Annotated in this window: 16 protein-coding genes; 3 read left to right on the top strand and 13 right to left on the bottom strand. The window is 59.6% G+C overall.

Annotated features, from left to right (window positions below; translation table 11 throughout):
• Positions 1–100: 100 nt before the first annotated feature.
• Both GSVR_RS10385 and GSVR_RS10380 read left to right on the top strand, forming a co-directional pair.
• Positions 101–1,060 carry an ABC transporter ATP-binding protein gene (locus GSVR_RS10385; RefSeq protein ID WP_173199505.1) on the top strand — a complete coding sequence of 320 codons (960 nt, stop codon included), beginning with the start codon at positions 101–103 and terminating at the stop codon, positions 1,058–1,060.
• Positions 1,057–2,052 carry an ABC transporter ATP-binding protein gene (locus GSVR_RS10380; protein ID WP_173199507.1) on the top strand — a complete coding sequence of 332 codons (996 nt, stop codon included), beginning with the start codon at positions 1,057–1,059 and terminating at the stop codon, positions 2,050–2,052. The genes GSVR_RS10385 and GSVR_RS10380 overlap by 4 nt, the downstream gene beginning before the upstream one ends.
• Positions 2,053–2,100: 48 nt before the next feature.
• Here the strand turns inward: GSVR_RS10380 and GSVR_RS10375 are convergent, their stop codons facing one another.
• The 8 genes from GSVR_RS10375 to rfbB form a co-directional block, all read right to left on the bottom strand.
• Positions 2,101–2,913 carry a methyltransferase domain-containing protein gene (locus GSVR_RS10375; RefSeq protein ID WP_173199509.1) on the bottom strand — a complete coding sequence of 271 codons (813 nt, stop codon included), beginning with the start codon at positions 2,911–2,913 and terminating at the stop codon, positions 2,101–2,103.
• Positions 2,910–3,725, bottom strand: a complete 816-nt coding sequence (locus tag GSVR_RS10370; protein ID WP_173199511.1) for an alpha/beta fold hydrolase — start codon at positions 3,723–3,725, stop codon at positions 2,910–2,912. Before GSVR_RS10370 ends, GSVR_RS10375 begins: the two co-directional genes overlap by 4 nt.
• A complete protein-coding gene (gene bioF, locus GSVR_RS10365) occupies positions 3,725–4,900 on the bottom strand; it encodes an 8-amino-7-oxononanoate synthase (RefSeq protein WP_173199513.1) in 1,176 nt (391 codons plus the stop codon). Before bioF ends, GSVR_RS10370 begins: the two co-directional genes overlap by 1 nt.
• A 107-nt stretch (positions 4,901–5,007) precedes the next feature.
• Positions 5,008–6,084, bottom strand: a complete 1,077-nt coding sequence (locus GSVR_RS10360) for a mannose-1-phosphate guanylyltransferase (protein ID WP_173199515.1) — start codon at positions 6,082–6,084, stop codon at positions 5,008–5,010.
• A gap of 63 nt (positions 6,085–6,147) precedes the next feature.
• Entirely contained in the window at positions 6,148–6,690 is a 543-nt protein-coding gene (locus GSVR_RS10355) for a hypothetical protein (protein ID WP_173199517.1), read from the bottom strand.
• A complete protein-coding gene (locus tag GSVR_RS10350; RefSeq protein ID WP_173199519.1) occupies positions 6,677–7,036 on the bottom strand; it encodes a cupin domain-containing protein in 360 nt (119 codons plus the stop codon). The genes GSVR_RS10355 and GSVR_RS10350 overlap by 14 nt, the downstream gene beginning before the upstream one ends.
• A gap of 10 nt (positions 7,037–7,046) precedes the next feature.
• Complete coding sequence (gene rfbD, locus GSVR_RS10345; RefSeq protein WP_173199521.1) at positions 7,047–7,883, bottom strand: dTDP-4-dehydrorhamnose reductase; 837 nt, start codon at positions 7,881–7,883, stop codon at positions 7,047–7,049.
• Positions 7,880–8,953, bottom strand: a complete 1,074-nt coding sequence (rfbB, locus tag GSVR_RS10340) for a dTDP-glucose 4,6-dehydratase (RefSeq protein ID WP_173199523.1) — start codon at positions 8,951–8,953, stop codon at positions 7,880–7,882. Before rfbB ends, rfbD begins: the two co-directional genes overlap by 4 nt.
• A 113-nt stretch (positions 8,954–9,066) precedes the next feature.
• Between rfbB and GSVR_RS10335 the strand changes: the two genes are divergently transcribed.
• Positions 9,067–9,252 (top strand): hypothetical protein, encoded by a 186-nt coding sequence (locus tag GSVR_RS10335; protein WP_173199525.1) that lies wholly within the window; start codon positions 9,067–9,069, stop codon positions 9,250–9,252.
• On the opposite strand, the gene GSVR_RS10330 is transcribed toward GSVR_RS10335, so the two are convergent.
• Genes GSVR_RS10330 through GSVR_RS10310 form a run of 5 tightly spaced genes read right to left on the bottom strand, consistent with a single transcriptional unit; the run spans position 9,242 to position 15,150 of the window.
• Positions 9,242–10,387 (bottom strand): glycosyltransferase family 9 protein, encoded by a 1,146-nt coding sequence (locus GSVR_RS10330; RefSeq protein WP_173199527.1) that lies wholly within the window; start codon positions 10,385–10,387, stop codon positions 9,242–9,244. The genes GSVR_RS10335 and GSVR_RS10330 overlap by 11 nt on opposite strands.
• On the bottom strand, positions 10,387–11,739 hold the full coding sequence (locus GSVR_RS10325; RefSeq protein WP_173199529.1) for an NAD(P)/FAD-dependent oxidoreductase: 1,353 nt from the start codon (positions 11,737–11,739) through the stop codon (positions 10,387–10,389). The genes GSVR_RS10330 and GSVR_RS10325 overlap by 1 nt, the downstream gene beginning before the upstream one ends.
• Complete coding sequence (locus GSVR_RS10320; protein WP_173199531.1) at positions 11,736–12,878, bottom strand: glycosyltransferase family 1 protein; 1,143 nt, start codon at positions 12,876–12,878, stop codon at positions 11,736–11,738. Before GSVR_RS10320 ends, GSVR_RS10325 begins: the two co-directional genes overlap by 4 nt.
• Entirely contained in the window at positions 12,875–14,215 is a 1,341-nt protein-coding gene (locus GSVR_RS10315) for a glycosyltransferase family 1 protein (RefSeq protein ID WP_173199533.1), read from the bottom strand. The genes GSVR_RS10320 and GSVR_RS10315 overlap by 4 nt, the downstream gene beginning before the upstream one ends.
• Positions 14,212–15,150, bottom strand: coding sequence for a hypothetical protein (locus GSVR_RS10310; protein WP_173199535.1), 939 nt, complete (start codon positions 15,148–15,150; stop codon positions 14,212–14,214). Before GSVR_RS10310 ends, GSVR_RS10315 begins: the two co-directional genes overlap by 4 nt.
• Positions 15,151–15,254 lie beyond the last annotated feature (104 nt).

The raw sequence follows: 15,254 nt of genomic DNA, 5'->3' as shown, positions 1-15,254 counted from the left end.
CCCGGTACGGCGGAAGGTGGTACTATTCGCCGGTCATCTTCCCGACCGGGATGCTTGAAGCGGCAAAACACACGCGGATATGACTTTCAGGAATCCCACAATGTCCCTGCTTTCCATCGACAACCTGCATACCTGCTTCAGGACCGCTGCTGGCCCCCTTCCCGCCGTCAACGGAGTGAGCTTCTCTATTGAAAAGGGGGAGACGGTTGCGCTGGTGGGTGAATCGGGATCGGGCAAATCCATGACCGCTCTCTCTGTAATGCGTCTGGTCCCCCCGCCGGGGTTCATCCGGTCGGGAAGCATCACCTTCGACGGCTGCGACCTTCTCTCCCTGGCCGATCAGGACATGCGCTCGATCCGGGGCAGCCGCATCTCCATGGTCTTTCAGGAACCCATGACCTCGCTGAATCCGGTTCTGCGCATCGGAGACCAGCTTACGGAACCGCTCAGACTGCATCGTGCCCTGAACCGTACCAAAGCCGCCGAAAAAGCCACGGAATTGCTCCAGGTCGTCGGCATTCCCGCAGCAGGCGACCGTATGCGGGATTACCCCCACCAGTTAAGCGGCGGCATGCGCCAGCGGGTCATGATCGCCATGGCCCTGGCCTGCGACCCGGCCCTGCTGATCGCCGATGAGCCGACCACCGCCCTGGATGTGACCATCCAGGCCCAGATCCTGGAACTGATCGACTCGTTGCGCCGTTCCGTGGACATGGGAATACTCCTGATCACCCACGATCTCGGGATTGTGGCGGAACGATCCGACCGCACCTGCGTCATGTACGCGGGGCGCATCGTGGAGTCTGCCCCCAGCGCGGAACTGCTCCGTCATCCCGGGCACCCCTACACCCGGGCCTTGCTGGCATCCCTTCCCCAGAATGCCGAACCGGGCAAGCCCCTGGCCACGCTGGCCGGGCAGCCCCCCGGAATCACGGCCGCTTCCCGGGGCTGCGGTTTCTGCGACCGCTGTCCTGTTTCCTTGCCAGAATGCCGGCAGGAACTGCCCGAACTCCGGGAGATATCCCCCGGACACCATGTCCGCTGCTGGAATCTGCCATGACTACGGAATACGAAAGCGTACTCAGCGGAGAAGATCTTCGCAAACGTTACAAAGTGACAGCCGGGCTGACGGCGCCCGCCGGCATGCTGACCGCTCTGGACGGTGTTTCTCTTGAATTGCGGCGAGGAGAGATCCTGGGAATAGCCGGGGAATCGGGCTGCGGCAAGTCCACCTTGGGCAAGATCCTGGCAGGGCTGGTCACAATGGACGGTGGGCAGGTGCAGTACCACGGCACCACTGTTACGGGGTTATCGTCCGCAGCACGGGCAGACTTCCGTCGCCAGACACAGATGATCTTTCAGGACCCGTTCTCCTCGCTGAATCCCCGCATGCGCGTCGGCGACATCATTGCCGAGCCGCTGGTAATCGCACGCTCGGGGGATGCCGCATCGCGGCGCGGGTCGGTCGAGGACATCATGGCAAAGGTCGGTCTTCCCGCGGAACACATCAACCGTTTTCCGCACGAATTCTCCGGAGGCCAGCGCCAGCGCATCGGAATCGCACGCGCTTTGGCCGCCTCCCCCGAAATCATCATCGCCGACGAGCCGGTATCGTCGCTGGATGTCTCCATCCAGGCCCAGATCATCAATCTGCTGCAGGAGATGAAGTCGGCCTACGACCTGTCGCTGATGATCATTTCCCATGACCTTTCCGTACTGCGGCACATCTGCGACCGGATAATCATCATGTACCTCGGCATCGTCGTTGAGAGCGCCCCTGCATCGATGCTGTTCCGCCGCTGTCTGCACCCCTATACCGAAGCGCTCATCTCGGCCATTCCCAAGATCAACCGGAAACAGGACGAGAAGGGGCTGCTCCTGCAGGGGGACATCCCTTCTCCGCTCGCTATACCTTCCGGCTGCCGCTTTCATCCCCGCTGCCGCTATGCCCAGGATATCTGCCGCCGGCAAACGCCGGGGCTGGATGAAAAGCTCCCCTCTCACCATGCCGCCTGCCATTTCAGCGAGTCCCTCTACCTGTCGGGTACCTGAAATTCACACGCTGTTGCCAGGGCTGATAAAAGCCGGAATTTCATCCGTTCAGCCGCGTGCGATGACGTAGATGACTTCGTAGGTGGCCGGTATCTTCCCGTTCTGCATGAATCTCGACCGGTAGATATCTGCCATATCGTTCAGCACCCTGCGCCATCCCAAGCCCCCCGCAGCGCTCCCTGCCGGTGTAGCGGCCCCGGTCCCCTTGATGGCGCGCAGCAGATCGGGAACATCGGCATGCTGCTCCAGCTCGATTTCACTTGTCACTGTCAGCTGTCTGAAGCCGAGTCCCGAGAGCGCCTGCGCCACTTCGTCCCGTGTCATGAATCGGCGCAGCCTGCTACTGCGCTCCTCGATGCCGCCGCGCCTCAGCGCTTCCCGGTAGCTTGCCTGAAGCTCCCACAGGGTCTTTTCTCCAAAGAAGGCAACGCATATCAGCCCATCTCCACTCGACACTCGGTGGAACTCCCGAAAACAGCGGTCCAGTCGCGGCACCCACTGCAGCGTGGAGGCGGAGACGACCAGGTCAAAGGCCTGATCGCAAAAAGGAAGCCGTTCAGCATCGCCATTAACGATCAGGGCAGCCCCGTCGAAACGGGAGGATGCCATATGGGACATGTTGAAGGCCAGATCGAGGCCGCACAGGCCGGAGAGCGGATAACGCTTCTGCATGGCAGCCAGCAGGCCGCCGGTTCCGCAGCCGATATCCAACAACCGCAAGGGCTCTCTGGACGCATGATGTGCAATCAATTCGTCAAGGCGGGCAATCACCCGCTTCTGTACAACCGTATGACGGTCGTATTCGGCGGCCTGACGATGAAAAGAGCTGCCGACCCTTTCCTTTGCGGCCCCCGTGTTCACAGCACCTCCGAGATGAACCGGCTCAGGTGGTCGTTGAACTCCTCCGGCCTGCTCAGGAAGGGCGCATGCGCGACCCCCGGCAGGATCACCTGCCGGCTGGTAGGAATATGACGAGCCAGGTAATCGGATGCTGCCGGCAGGCAGATCCGATCCATATCGCCGTTGATGATCAGCGTCGGCAGATCGATTGCAGAAAGCAGCGGCCGCAGATCGGCATCAGCCAGGGACTGGAGGCTCTCCAGGGCAACGCTCGTCTCGGGGACAGGCACCCGGTCCAGTACCCGGCGTACCTGCTCGGCACGCTGCGGCTCGTCCAGCTCCCCGGCAGAGAACATGCGCGCCGTGAACCCTTCCAGCGCCCGTACGATATTGCGCCTGACCTTGAGCGCCATGCCGTCGGCCTCCATCCGTCCCAGGCCATGTGGAAAACTCTCCGAGGCGGTGAAACAGGGAGTTGCACCCACCAGTACCAGGCCGGCCAAGCGTTCCCGCACCAGCCGGGTGGCCTCCAGCGCCACCTGCCCCCCCAGCGACCACCCGACCAGAAAAACATGCTCCAGATCCAAATACTGAATCAGCGCGGCCGTATCCTCGGAAAATTGCGCCAGACTGCAGTCGCCACTGTCATATTCCGATCTGCCGTGGCCGCGCAGATCAGGGGCGATGATACGGAACGAACGGCAAAGGGACTGCACTTGAAGCTGCCATATCGCAGATGACATGCACCAGCCATGCAGCAGCACCACCGCAGGTCCCTGGCCGTGATCCTCGTACCACAGGCCTTTTCCGTCCCGAGCAGCGAACCAGGCCATCAGACAACCCCCAGACGCCGGCCTGCCGCTGCAATCCGCCCGGCAGCCCAGGTGAGATCTTCGCGGGAATGGGTGGCCATGACCGTACAACGCAGCCGGCAGCTGTTGGCAGGCACCGTGGGAGGACGAATTCCCTGGACAAACACCCCCTCATGCAGCAGTTCCTCTGAAAATCTCATGGTAACCTGCGCATCTCCGCACATGATCGGAATGATTTGCGTACTGCTGTCGCCGACCGCGAATCCGTGCCCGGCCAACAGTTGCCTGAACAGGACGGCATTGTCACAAAGCCTCTTCCTCAGGCCCGTTCCCTCCGGAGAGGCCACAATCTCCAGTGCGGCCACGGATGCGGCCAGTACCGCAGGGGGCAGCGAGGTTGAAAAGATAAAGCTGCGGGCACGGTTGATCAGCAGCTCGCGCATCTCGGAAGAAACCGCCGCATAGGCGCCGAAACTCCCCATGGCTTTGCCGAGGGTGCCCACATGGATGTCTGTCTCCTCCATCACCCCCAAAAGCTCGGCAGAGCCCCTGCCCCCTGCCCCCAGCACGCCGCAGCCATGGGCATCGTCGATCATCAGCAGGGCGTCGTGGCGATGCTTGAGTTCAGCCAGAGCGGAGAGCGGAGCCAGATCGCCATCCATGCTGAACACGCCGTCAGTCACAATCAGGCAGCGCCCGCTACCGCGATGTTTCGTCATCAGCCGGGCCAGAGCATTCACGTCATTATGGGGATACCGCACCAACCGGGCTCCGGAGAGCAAAGCACCATCGACGATGCTGGCATGATTGAGGCGGTCGCTGAAGATCACGTCCCCGCGCCCGACCAGCGCCGGAATTATACCGGTATTAGCCGCATAGCCGCTGTTAAAGACCAAAGCGGATTCCGTCCCCTTGAAAGCGGCCACGGTCGACTCGAGCTGCTCGTGCAGTTCCATGGTGCCGGAAACGAGGCGCGAGGCGCCGCCGGAGGCTCCGAAGCTCCGGATCGCCCGGACGGAGGCCTCCGCAAGCGCGGGATGCTCCGCCAGACCGAGGTAGTTGTTGGAACAGAGCAGGAGCACCTCTCCCCCCTCCAGGGTGACCCGGGCCGTTTGCCGCCCCTGAATCAGACGTGTCGCCCGGTACAGTCCCCGGCTACGTATCTGCTGCAGTTCATCATGTATGGAATCGCGCATGGGCATCACCAGTGGTTAACCAAACTATGAGACGAAAGTTGACAATAATGGCACTAAAAAATCCGTCACCGGGGTGAGGGATTTTTCAGCGGAACGGTATCTCGTGATTACAGAAAGGTGCTGCTGCCGCGGAGGTTCAGCTCCTCCACCACCTTTTTGACCTCCTGGGCGCGGTCTCGTTCACAGACCAGCAGTGCATCGGGGGTTGAAACCACTATCAGGTTATTGACACCAACTGCAGCCACCATCTGTTTATCGGCATATATCAGGCAATCGCTCGAATCGATTGAAACCATGCCGGCGGCATTGATGCATACCGTTCCTGCGGCATCCGGTTCCACCACTTCGGGCAGGGCGCTCCAACTGCCCACGTCGCTCCAGCCCATCTCCACCGGCACGACCTGCACCCGCTCGGAGCGCTCCATCACGCCGTAATCGATCGAGGTGTTTTCAACTCCGCTGTAGACAGCCTCGATCTGGTTGTCCAGGTCCGACAGTTCCCAGACATCGCCGTTGAAGGTGATTCCGGCCAGTGCCTGTCCCAGTGCAGGCATGTGGGCCGCGATTTCGCTCAGGATGGTATCGGCCCGCCAGACGAACATGCCGCTATTCCAAAAGAAATTGCCTTCGTCCAGATAGCGGATGGCCTGCTCCAGGGGGGGCTTTTCAACGAAACGCCGCACCGGAAACGGTCCGCTCCCGCGAAGGTCCATATCGGCCTCGATATAGCCGTATCCGGTTTCGGGGCGGGACGGCATGATTCCCAGCGTCATCAGGTACCCGTTCCGAGCGGCATGGGCCGCGGATTCGAGCGTTTCGCGCAGGGCCTCTTCATTCCTGATGAAATGGTCGGCCGGCAGCACGACCATCAAGCCGGCCGGATCGTGGGCAGCGATGATGGTCGCTGCCAGGCCGATGGCCGGGGCCGTATTTCTGGCGCATGGCTCAGCGATCACATCGATGGCGACGCCACGATAATGGGTCACCTGCCGTTCCGTCTCTGCTGCCTGGAGCACATTGGTAACGATCAGAATACGCTTCGGCTTGAGGGGCAGCACCCGCTCCACCGTGCGTTGAAGCATGGTCCTGTCGCCGGTGATCGAAATCAGCTGTTTCGGCCTGGCAGCCCTCGATAATGGCCAGAATCTCGTTCCTGATCCGCCTGCGAGAATAACGATATACACGACAGCCTCCGTTGAAGAAATTGCCGGTCTCGATTGATGAACGAGGCCCGGCAGGGGGCAACTCTACTTATACTGAATCCGGTCGATGAAATCGGCGATCTCGTGCCCCAGCCGCCCGACCGCTTCGGTGGTGTCAAAGACATCCCACAGGGTCTGGCGGAAATAGGCCACCTCCTGACCGGAAGCTCCATCGAGAAGCATGGCTTCAATGGAAATACGGAATCGCCCCATCCTGGTGAACCTGCCTTTCAGCACCAGGGTGGTGGGGGAAAGCAGCTCATCCCGGGACACCGAGTCGTAGATATGCCGCGATTTCACATAACGCTGGACCTGGTCGGTCAACTGTGCCGGAACTTGGGCGTATCTGCGTTCCCGCTCACCCGGACCGGCCTCCGGGAGGTCGGTGTACAACTCGGGATCCAGCTCGAAATCGCTCAGAAGCAGCCGTTTGTACGTCGCCATCGGCTTCTCGTTGGTAACGATCTCCTCATCCATGACAGCGGTGGAAGAGGCTGCGCAGCCGGCCAGCAACGCCGTGAAAATGATCAGCAACCCGATAAGCGAAAAGCTCAGCCGGTAAAACGGGGGCATCCTACAGTTCAGCATGCACCTCGCAACGGTTGTAGTCATCGTCGAAGCGGACGATGTCGTCTTCTCCCAGATACTCGCCGCTCTGCACCTCGATGATCACCAGGGGGATCTTGCCCGGGTTCTCGAGGCGGTGCTGCTTCCCAACCGGAATAAAGGTGGATTCGTTGACATTGACGAAAAATTCCTGCTCGCCGCAGGTCACCTTGGCAATACCGGATACCACGATCCAGTGCTCGCTGCGGTGATGATGTTTCTGCAGCGACAGGCGTTCGCCCGGCTTGACCTCGATCCGCTTGATCTTGTAGCTGGTATTCTCATCCAGCACCAGATATGAGCCCCAGGGGCGTTCTCCCCGTTCCATGCTCTCTCTCCTAGTGTTTATTTGTTCTCGAAGCCATATACGAACGGAGTGCCTCGCGCCAGGGCCGGAGCGCTATTCCGGTATCCTGTCGCAGCTTGCTGCAGTCCAGCGTCGAGTAGAGCGGCCTGCGGGCAGGCCGGTTCAACTGCTCGGTAGTCATGCCGTTGACCGTTACGGTCAGACCGGCCTCCTCGAAAATAGCCCGTGCAAACTCGTTCCACGAGCAGAAACCCTCATTGGCGGCATGGTAGATGCCCTGACACCCGTTATCGACCAGGGCCACGATGGCCCGCGCCAGATCGACCGTCCAGGTGGGAGAACCGACCTGGTCGTCCACCACCGCGAGCTGGTCTTTCTCGCCTGCCAATTTTAGCATGATTTCCACGAAGTTCTTGCCGTGCAGGCCATACAGCCATTGAGTGCGCACGATCAGGTGATCGGGATTGAAGGCGGCATTCATCTCGCCGGCCAGTTTCGACTCGCCATAGACATTCAGGGGGCGTGGCAGGTCATCTTCCTGATAGGGAGTGCCCTTGCCGCCGTCAAAGACATAGTCGGTGCTGACCTGTACCAGTTTCGCCCCGATGGCGCGGGTGGCCATGGCCAGGTACCCCACACCTTCGCCATTGACCTGCATGGCGGTTTCAGCATTGGTTTCACAGCCATCCACATCGGTATAGGCGGCGCAGTTGATCACTACCGAAGGGTGCAGTGCCGTCAGAGTGCGCTCGGTGGATTCGAGATCGGTGATATCGATCTCACCCAAGTCCACACCACGGGCCTTCTCCCCCAGGAGCGTCATCAGGTCGCGCCCCAGCATGCCGTTGCAGCCAACCACCAGGATCATTGTGCAGCTCCTTCGTAATGCCGGGCGTAATACTCCCGGTACGCGCCGGAAGTCACCTCACTCACCCACTCCTGGTTGGCCAGGTACCAGTCGATGGTTTCGGCGATGCCACGCTCAAAAGTATAGGCCGGCTCCCACCCCAGGTCACGCTTCAGTTTCGAGGCATCGATGGCATAACGCCGGTCATGGCCGGGGCGATCCTTGACAAAGGTGATCAGGCTGCGGTTTTCCCCTGTCGGACGCCCCAGGCGCCCGTCCAGCAGGTCGCAGACCAGGTTGACGATATCGATGTTCTTCCACTCGTTGTTGCCGCCGATGTTGTAGACCGAACCGGGAGCGGCCTGCTTCAGCACCGTTTCCACGGCGGCGGCGTGATCGCGGACATGCAGCCAGTCGCGCACATTCAGGCCATCACCGTAGACCGGCAACGGCTTCCTGTTGATGATGTTGTGGATCATGAGCGGGATCAGCTTTTCGGGAAAATGATAGGGGCCGTAATTGTTGGAGCAGCGCGTGTTGAGGGTTGGCATGCCGTAGGTTTCGTGGTAGGCCCGCACCAGCATATCGGCCCCGGCTTTGCTGGCCGAATAGGGGGAGTTGGGGGCAAGGGGGGTCTCCTCGGTGAAGTAACCGGTGTCCCCCAGACTACCATACACTTCGTCGGTGGAAATCTGCAGAAAACGAAAATCCGCGACAGTGCCCGACTGCCAGTGTTTGCGACTCTCCTCCAGCAGCACCTGGCTCCCCAGAACATTGGTACGTACGAAGATCTCGGGCCCGCTGATGGAGCGGTCCACATGGGACTCGGCGGCAAAATGCACCACGGCATCGATACGGTGTTCGGCCAGGATGCTTGCCACCAGGGCTGCATCGCCGATATCCCCCTTGACGAAACGGTAACCGGGGTGATTTTCGACCGCCGCCAGATTTTTGAGATTGCCGGCATAGGTCAGGCAATCCAGATTTACGACGTTGCAGGCGGGGTTATTGGTGATAAAAGAGTGGATGAAGTTGGCACCGATGAAGCCTGCGCCGCCGGTTACCAGAATGGATGTGGGAGAAAATGCCATAAATCGCGTCGTATCCTTGTGTGAGGGATGGCAAACGTTTCTTTCTACCACATTTTCTGCTAGGGTGGAATAATTTTACCGGCCATGCCGACAAAACGAAAGGAGAAACAGCCATGGAAAACCAGGTCAAATGCAGATGCGGGGCAGATCATCACGGACACCTGTGCATGCTGCGCAGCAACGGGTTGCTGGAGGAGATCGCCAGGGTCAACAGTGACCCGAAATTCTACTGCTTCACGTGTGGTGGCGAGGCGAACTGCAGCGAAAACCTCTGCGAACCTGCCCCCATCAGCGCTTGATGTTGTTCTGAACCACGATCCACTCTTTTTTGCAGCACGCTGAAGGGAGCGCACTTTCCGCGGCCAGCAGCATCATCACCGCGTTGAACACCTCGTCCACCGCAATATCGCGCATGCACTGAACGCTGTTCCAGCACGGTGGGGTGGTGCCGAAGGTGGTACAGGGAGAGCAGGGAAGCTCTTTGTTGATCACGATATGATGGCCCCTGGGAGCCCATTTTTTCCCTCTGCCCGGCCCGAACAGTGACACGGTCGGCTTTCCCAGCCCCACCGCCAGGTGCAATATTCCCGAATCACCACTCACCAGCAAAGTGCTCTCCTGAAGCACCGCCGCGGTTTCGGACAACGAGGTCCGCCCCGCCAGGTCCAGTCCCATCCCACCGGCAGTAATCTCCTCCCCCTGCTCCCGATCCTCCCTTCCCCCGACCACCACCGCCGGAATCCCGAAGGCGGCCAGCCTCTCCGCTACCTGCCGGAACCTGTCCGCCCCCCATCTGCGTTCCGGAATGCTGGCGCCGGGAAAAAGAGCCGCGAACGGCCGGCCGGCCAGAGACTCCAGCAATGAAGCCGCCGTCCGGAGGGCATTGTCCGGCACAGCCAGGAAGCGTTCCGGAACCCCATGCAGTCCGATCCCCAACGGCTCCAGCATTCCCAGAAAACTATCGATTTCGTACGTGTCGTGGGAATACGGAATGGAATGGGTGAACAGACGGGACCGCTGGTTGGTGCCGTAGCCGATCGAGACCGGTGCCCGGGTCAGGCGGGCCACCACTGCCGAGAGACGATGCAACTGCTCAGTGTCGATGACCACGTCATAGGTGGTGCGGAGTACGGCAAGAAAGTCGGAAATACGATCATAAAGGAGGACCCTGTTTACCTCGGAGCAGAGCTGGAAAGCAGCGGCGTTGCGGCGCTCGGCCAATACCGTGATGTCAGCTGAGGGAAATTTCTTTCTGATCGCTTGAATCGCAGGGATCAGAAGTACGGCATCGCCTATGCCGCCGGGGCGAATGAGGAGGATGGAACCGATCGCTTCTGATCGTTGTGCTCTGGGGGAACAGAGGGTCGCCAGCGGCACTGCTAGGCGCCCAAGGAGCGCATCAACAGCCTTGAGCAGTGCAATCCGGCTTGTCATCACACCCGGCCGTTCAGGGTCGGCTCGTTGCCGCCGGCAAACAGACGCTCAACAACCTCCACTCCCTGCATAAAGGAATGGTCCATGTTGCCCACTTCGTACTTCCAGGCTCCGAAGCGTCCACGGGAATAGATATCCCTTGATTCGAGCCAGGGCTGGATCATGGAGAGCGCACCGTCACGTCCCAGGGTCGGCACCGGGTAGGAGTACGGGATATCGATCAGGTAGCGGCTGACGATCCGCTGTATCTGCGGCCCATCGATCATGCCGCTGGCGTGCAATCCTTGAACCGTTCTATCAACAATGTCTGCCTTATCCACCGATTTATAAGAGGAATAGGTGGTTTCGCACATCAGAGAGGAATAGCGCCTCGTATCGCCTCCGGGCACATTGAAAGGGGAGTAATTATGGAAGTTCGTTACCCGATAAAAGGGGGAGTTACTTTCAGGAAAGTACATCCAGCACTTGCTGTCATCCCGCCGCTCTTCAATCCCCAATCCCACGATCAGGCCGCTGTTGTGTACGAGGTTTTCCGCAGCAGCCCGTACCGTTTCAGGAAGTGCACAGCATGCTGCGACGAGCAAATCCAGGGGCGGCGTGTTGATCAGTACATCGTACGGTTCCACACGTCCATTGGCAAAGCTGACCCGCTTGGCATCCGGATCGATCGACACCATCTCGTGGTTCAGATGGATCCTGTCCCCGAGCGGCCTGGCAATTCCCTCATAGATGGCGCCGGTCCCCCCCTGTTTCGGAAATTTGAAGGTATTGTTCGGCCCCCAACTCAGGTCGTCACGCTGCTCGGTAATATTACGCTCGATGCGGCCCAGATCCACGACACTCACTCGCTCGGCGATCCACTCCTTCGACATTGTCTCCAGCACCACGCCCCACACCTTGCGGTTGTAAGGCTCCATGAAGAACTTGACAATGCCGCTGCCGAAGATCGTGTCCATCCATTCTCGGAAGTTGGTTGTTTGTGATGGATCTCCCTGCAGCTTACGCAGCCCTTCAACGCATTCCTGCAAGGCCTCGGTCGGGAGATGGCGGACATTGTTCTGGAACGGATACGGCACCCAGGTCTGCAGGATGCGAATCCAACTCTCCCGCTGGTGTTCGTAATATGCGTCTCCCAAAGCCTCGGCAACGGCCTTGTCGAAATAGGTGTAGTGGGAAAAAAGGACGTGGCCGCCGATGTCCCAGGTAAAATCTTTATCGTCGATGAACGAGGCAGATAGGCCACCAACGTTCGAGTTGCGCTCAAAGAGCTGCCAGCTGTTATGGCCGAGTTTATCGAGATGATAGGCGGCGCCCAGGCCGCAGGGGCCGGCGCCTAGAACGATAATCTTCACGAGTGGACAACCTCCTCAAATAACCGGTACAGCCTCTGTGCGGACCGACGCCACCGGAACATGTAGGCTCGCTCAAAGCCGCGTGTAGTAAGGGCGTTCCGGAGCTCCTGGTTCCATACCACGGCACGAACAGCATCGGCAATACTGTCGACGGAGAGGGGATCACAGTAGACGGCCGCATCCCCTGCGACCTCGGGCATGGCCGAGCAATTGGAGGTAACAACCGGTGTGCCGCAGGCCATAGCCTCCAGTATCGGAACCCCGAATCCCTCGTGGAGCGACGGAAGGACGAAGGAGAGCGCTCCACGGTACAGCACGGGGAGGTCCTGGTCCGACACATATTCGAGATACCGGAAGATGCTGTCGTCCAACCCGCACTCCCTCGCCCGCGCCTGGACCGCCCGCAGGTAAGCATCGTCCTTGTTGGCACCGACGACCACCAGGGCGAGTCCGGTATTGGCTTTGGCCACGGCTTCGACCACTCTTTCAATATTTTTGTGCCTGAGGATGCTCCCCACGAAGAGCAGGTACGCCTTGTCCTGCAGGCCGAGCCGGCTTAATACCGCCTGTACCTCGTGGATAACCCGGAACCTCTCCTCGTCGTAGCCGTTGTGGACCACCGTAACCTGATCCGGCCGCAGGCCGAAATGCTGGACCAGATCGGTGCCGGTTGACTGGGACACCGCAACGATGGCTGCCGAAGCTTCAAAAATCTTCGGCATCTTGCTGCTAAATACTCGTCTCCTGAGTTCCCCGATTTCATTGCTGCAATCGCCCATCTGCCGGAAGTGGAGGTAATGCAAGTCATGGACGGTCACCACCTGCTTTGCCGGCGGGGCCAGCATGCCGTCCTGGATCGGAAAGAAGATCAAGTCGGGGTTGTGGCGGGCGACCGTGGAACGAAAGACGGTCTGGTCCCACGCCGCGCGGAAAAGGAATTCCCTACGTCCGAGCAGCGAGCGGGAAACTGCCAACTCCTTCGGGATCACCACATCCGGGATTCCCGTCAGCGGCTCCGAAGCCACCACCGTCACCGACGGATCGATCTGGCAGAGCTCACGCGCGATGTGCAGGGCGAAACGCTCAATGCCTGTGGCGCGCGCTGTCGCGATGCAGGTGGCGTTTATCAGTATCTTCACGTCGTCCTTCCGGCTGCCGCTTGTTCCGCCATAGAGGCGATTTTCTCGAAGAGGTTAAGCACCGACTGATCCCAGGTCAGCCATTTCTTCGGCTTCGGGGGCTCCTCACTCCGAATAGTTTCGTGGAGTTGCCGGACCAGTTCCTGGACATCCTCCAGGCCGAAATAGCGGGGATAATCCCCACCGATCTCGCGGAAGACGGGGATATCGCTGGCGATGACCGGCCGGCCGTACCACATCGCCTCGACCAGGGGCAGCCCAAACCCCTCCGCCCGCGAGGCAAAGATCAAGGCGGCGCAGTTCTGGTACCCGTAAGCGAGTTCAGCATCGGTGACGTTCTCGAAACGGAATAATTTGCTGTCGAGGAGCTCATGACGATCGATGCGCTGTTTGACGTCTCGGCAGTGGGAGGTTGCTTTCCCGATGACGCACAGCGAGGCGTCGCCCCCCTGCCGCCAGAATTCATCAAAGGCATCGAGGACCATCTTGTGGTTCTTCCGGAGCTCAATACTTCCGACCATGACGAAGACAGACGCTGCTGCGAAAGCATGCCGGAACTCCTCCCTCACGACCTGTTCCGTCCCGGCGGACAGGAAATCGGCCCCCCAGTAGTTGTACATGAGCAAGGGGCGCCGGCAATCCATCGTGTCCAGGTAGCGCTCGATGTGGACCAATTCGGAGCGGGAAATGGTGACGATTCCGTCAAGCTCGCGCACGATCCCTGCGAGGTTTCTCCGGAACGAGAAAGAGTAAAGTGGATCACAATCGGTAGGGGCCGCCAAGGGAATGATGTCGTGCAGCAGCAATATCTTGAGTGCACGGTAGCGGGAGAAGGTGAGATGGGTAGATCGATACCAGAAAGCATCGGGGTAGAAGATCACATCTTTACCCGCAATCTCCGCCTTTCCATGGAAGTCGATGCCGTTGTCAAGCCAGAAGGCACAGTGGAAAAGAACTGGCATCACCTTTCGGAACGACTCGATGATTCGGCGGTGCGCCTGCTCCCGGGCGAGATGGTGCTGCGGACCTGCGGACGGCAACGGCGCCACGCCATCGATGTTGACCTTCTCTCGGAAAAAAAGCCGGTCGATGAAATCCCGTCCCGCGCCCAGAATCCTGCTCACCAGCGGCGCAAAGATCCTGCGGTCACGGTCGGCGTGATATCGATAAAACGTTCCTTCGAAGGAAACCACCGGTACCACTTCCAAACCGGTGCGTTCGCGGATCAGGGACTGTCGGGCGATGATGTTGCGCACAGTGCGCTGGATACCGGTGTTGAGTCCACAGCATACCGTCTCGGTGCAGTCGACATAATATCGAACGCCGCGGTCGATCATCCGGCGTGGTTCCCTTTCCTGACAAGGATGCCGAAGCAGGTACAGGCATACCCCTCGATGGCAAGCTTGAGATGGGCGAGCTGGTTCACCTCCGACCATTGTTCCTTCCTGATCAGTCCTTCACCCAACGCATAAGGGGGGAGATCGATGAACCGGTCGAGAACACCATTGCCAATCTCAAAGGAGGGGCCGAAGCACAGATGCCCGGCGCAGTTCAGCCGTTGTGCCAATTCCTCGAAATGTCTCCTCAGGAACAGGACGGTCGGCATATTGTCGACGGTACTCTCGCTGGAAAGGTAGTTGTACTCGGTGGTATGGATGGCGACGCCGCCCGGCTTCAATACCTTCAAGGAATTATCGACGAAGTCCAGCCCCTGGCAAATGGAGCCGAGGTGCTCCATGGCGCAGACCGACCAGCAGAAATCGAAGCACCCGTGGTAATCGGCGGGAATTGCATTCATATCAACGTAGGCGTGGCGGACATGCCGGTCGAAGAGTTCCCGGCTGCAGAGATCCGCATGATAGCTGCTCTCAAGACTGCTGGCATGCTGGCCGGTCTCCACCCATCCCGCTCCCCGGACTCTCTCGAGTTCCAGATCAGTAACCAGGACATCAACCCCCTTGGAGGCAAAATAGGAGGCTAAAGGCTCTTCGCCGCAGCCGAACCCGATGCCGCTCTTTCCCGGTACCAGGAAGTCCTGGTCATACAGGGATTGAAGCAGGAAAGCGAATTCCCACAGTTTCCGGTGGTAGAAAGGGGTGATCTTCAGTTCCTTGCACCAGTAACGGAACCAGGGGCTTTCGACATCGCCCTGGGTGCAGGCCTTGCTGACCAAGTTCCACCGTGCCGGCTGGTCGGCGCAGGGGATGTTGTCCAGGTACGGCTGCATGGTACGGCCCAACTGGTAGCCGAGGTTCTTCATGTTCAGCTTCATGACCTCAATGTCCCTCATGTGAAGGAACAGCTGCCTCATGTCGGGACGGCCGTCAGAGGATCTCATCCGATTCAGTTCTCGAAGCAGCCTTGAAACGGTGGTGA

This window comes from Geobacter sp. SVR (assembly GCF_016865365.1).
Classification (GTDB): Bacteria; Desulfobacterota; Desulfuromonadia; order Geobacterales; family Pseudopelobacteraceae; genus Pelotalea.
This window is presented reverse-complemented; position numbering and strand designations above follow the sequence as displayed.

Bases quoted from the DNA above. Each gene is read 5' to 3' on its own strand.
- GSVR_RS10380 (WP_173199507.1), top strand. From the start codon at position 1,057: ATGACTACGGAATACGAAAGCGTACTCAGCGGAGAAGATCTTCGCAAA.
- GSVR_RS10335 (WP_173199525.1), top strand. From the start codon at position 9,067: ATGGAAAACCAGGTCAAATGCAGATGCGGGGCAGATCATCACGGACAC.
- GSVR_RS10310 (WP_173199535.1), bottom strand. From the start codon at position 15,150: ATGAAGCTGAACATGAAGAACCTCGGCTACCAGTTGGGCCGTACCATG.
- GSVR_RS10385 (WP_173199505.1), top strand. From the start codon at position 101: ATGTCCCTGCTTTCCATCGACAACCTGCATACCTGCTTCAGGACCGCT.
- bioF (WP_173199513.1), bottom strand. From the start codon at position 4,900: ATGCGCGATTCCATACATGATGAACTGCAGCAGATACGTAGCCGGGGA.
- GSVR_RS10355 (WP_173199517.1), bottom strand. From the start codon at position 6,690: ATGCTGAACTGTAGGATGCCCCCGTTTTACCGGCTGAGCTTTTCGCTT.
- GSVR_RS10330 (WP_173199527.1), bottom strand. From the start codon at position 10,387: ATGACAAGCCGGATTGCACTGCTCAAGGCTGTTGATGCGCTCCTTGGG.
- GSVR_RS10315 (WP_173199533.1), bottom strand. From the start codon at position 14,215: ATGATCGACCGCGGCGTTCGATATTATGTCGACTGCACCGAGACGGTA.
- GSVR_RS10350 (WP_173199519.1), bottom strand. From the start codon at position 7,036: ATGGAACGGGGAGAACGCCCCTGGGGCTCATATCTGGTGCTGGATGAG.
- rfbB (WP_173199523.1), bottom strand. From the start codon at position 8,953: ATGGCATTTTCTCCCACATCCATTCTGGTAACCGGCGGCGCAGGCTTC.
- GSVR_RS10370 (WP_173199511.1), bottom strand. From the start codon at position 3,725: ATGGCCTGGTTCGCTGCTCGGGACGGAAAAGGCCTGTGGTACGAGGAT.
- rfbD (WP_173199521.1), bottom strand. From the start codon at position 7,883: ATGATCCTGGTGGTTGGCTGCAACGGCATGCTGGGGCGCGACCTGATG.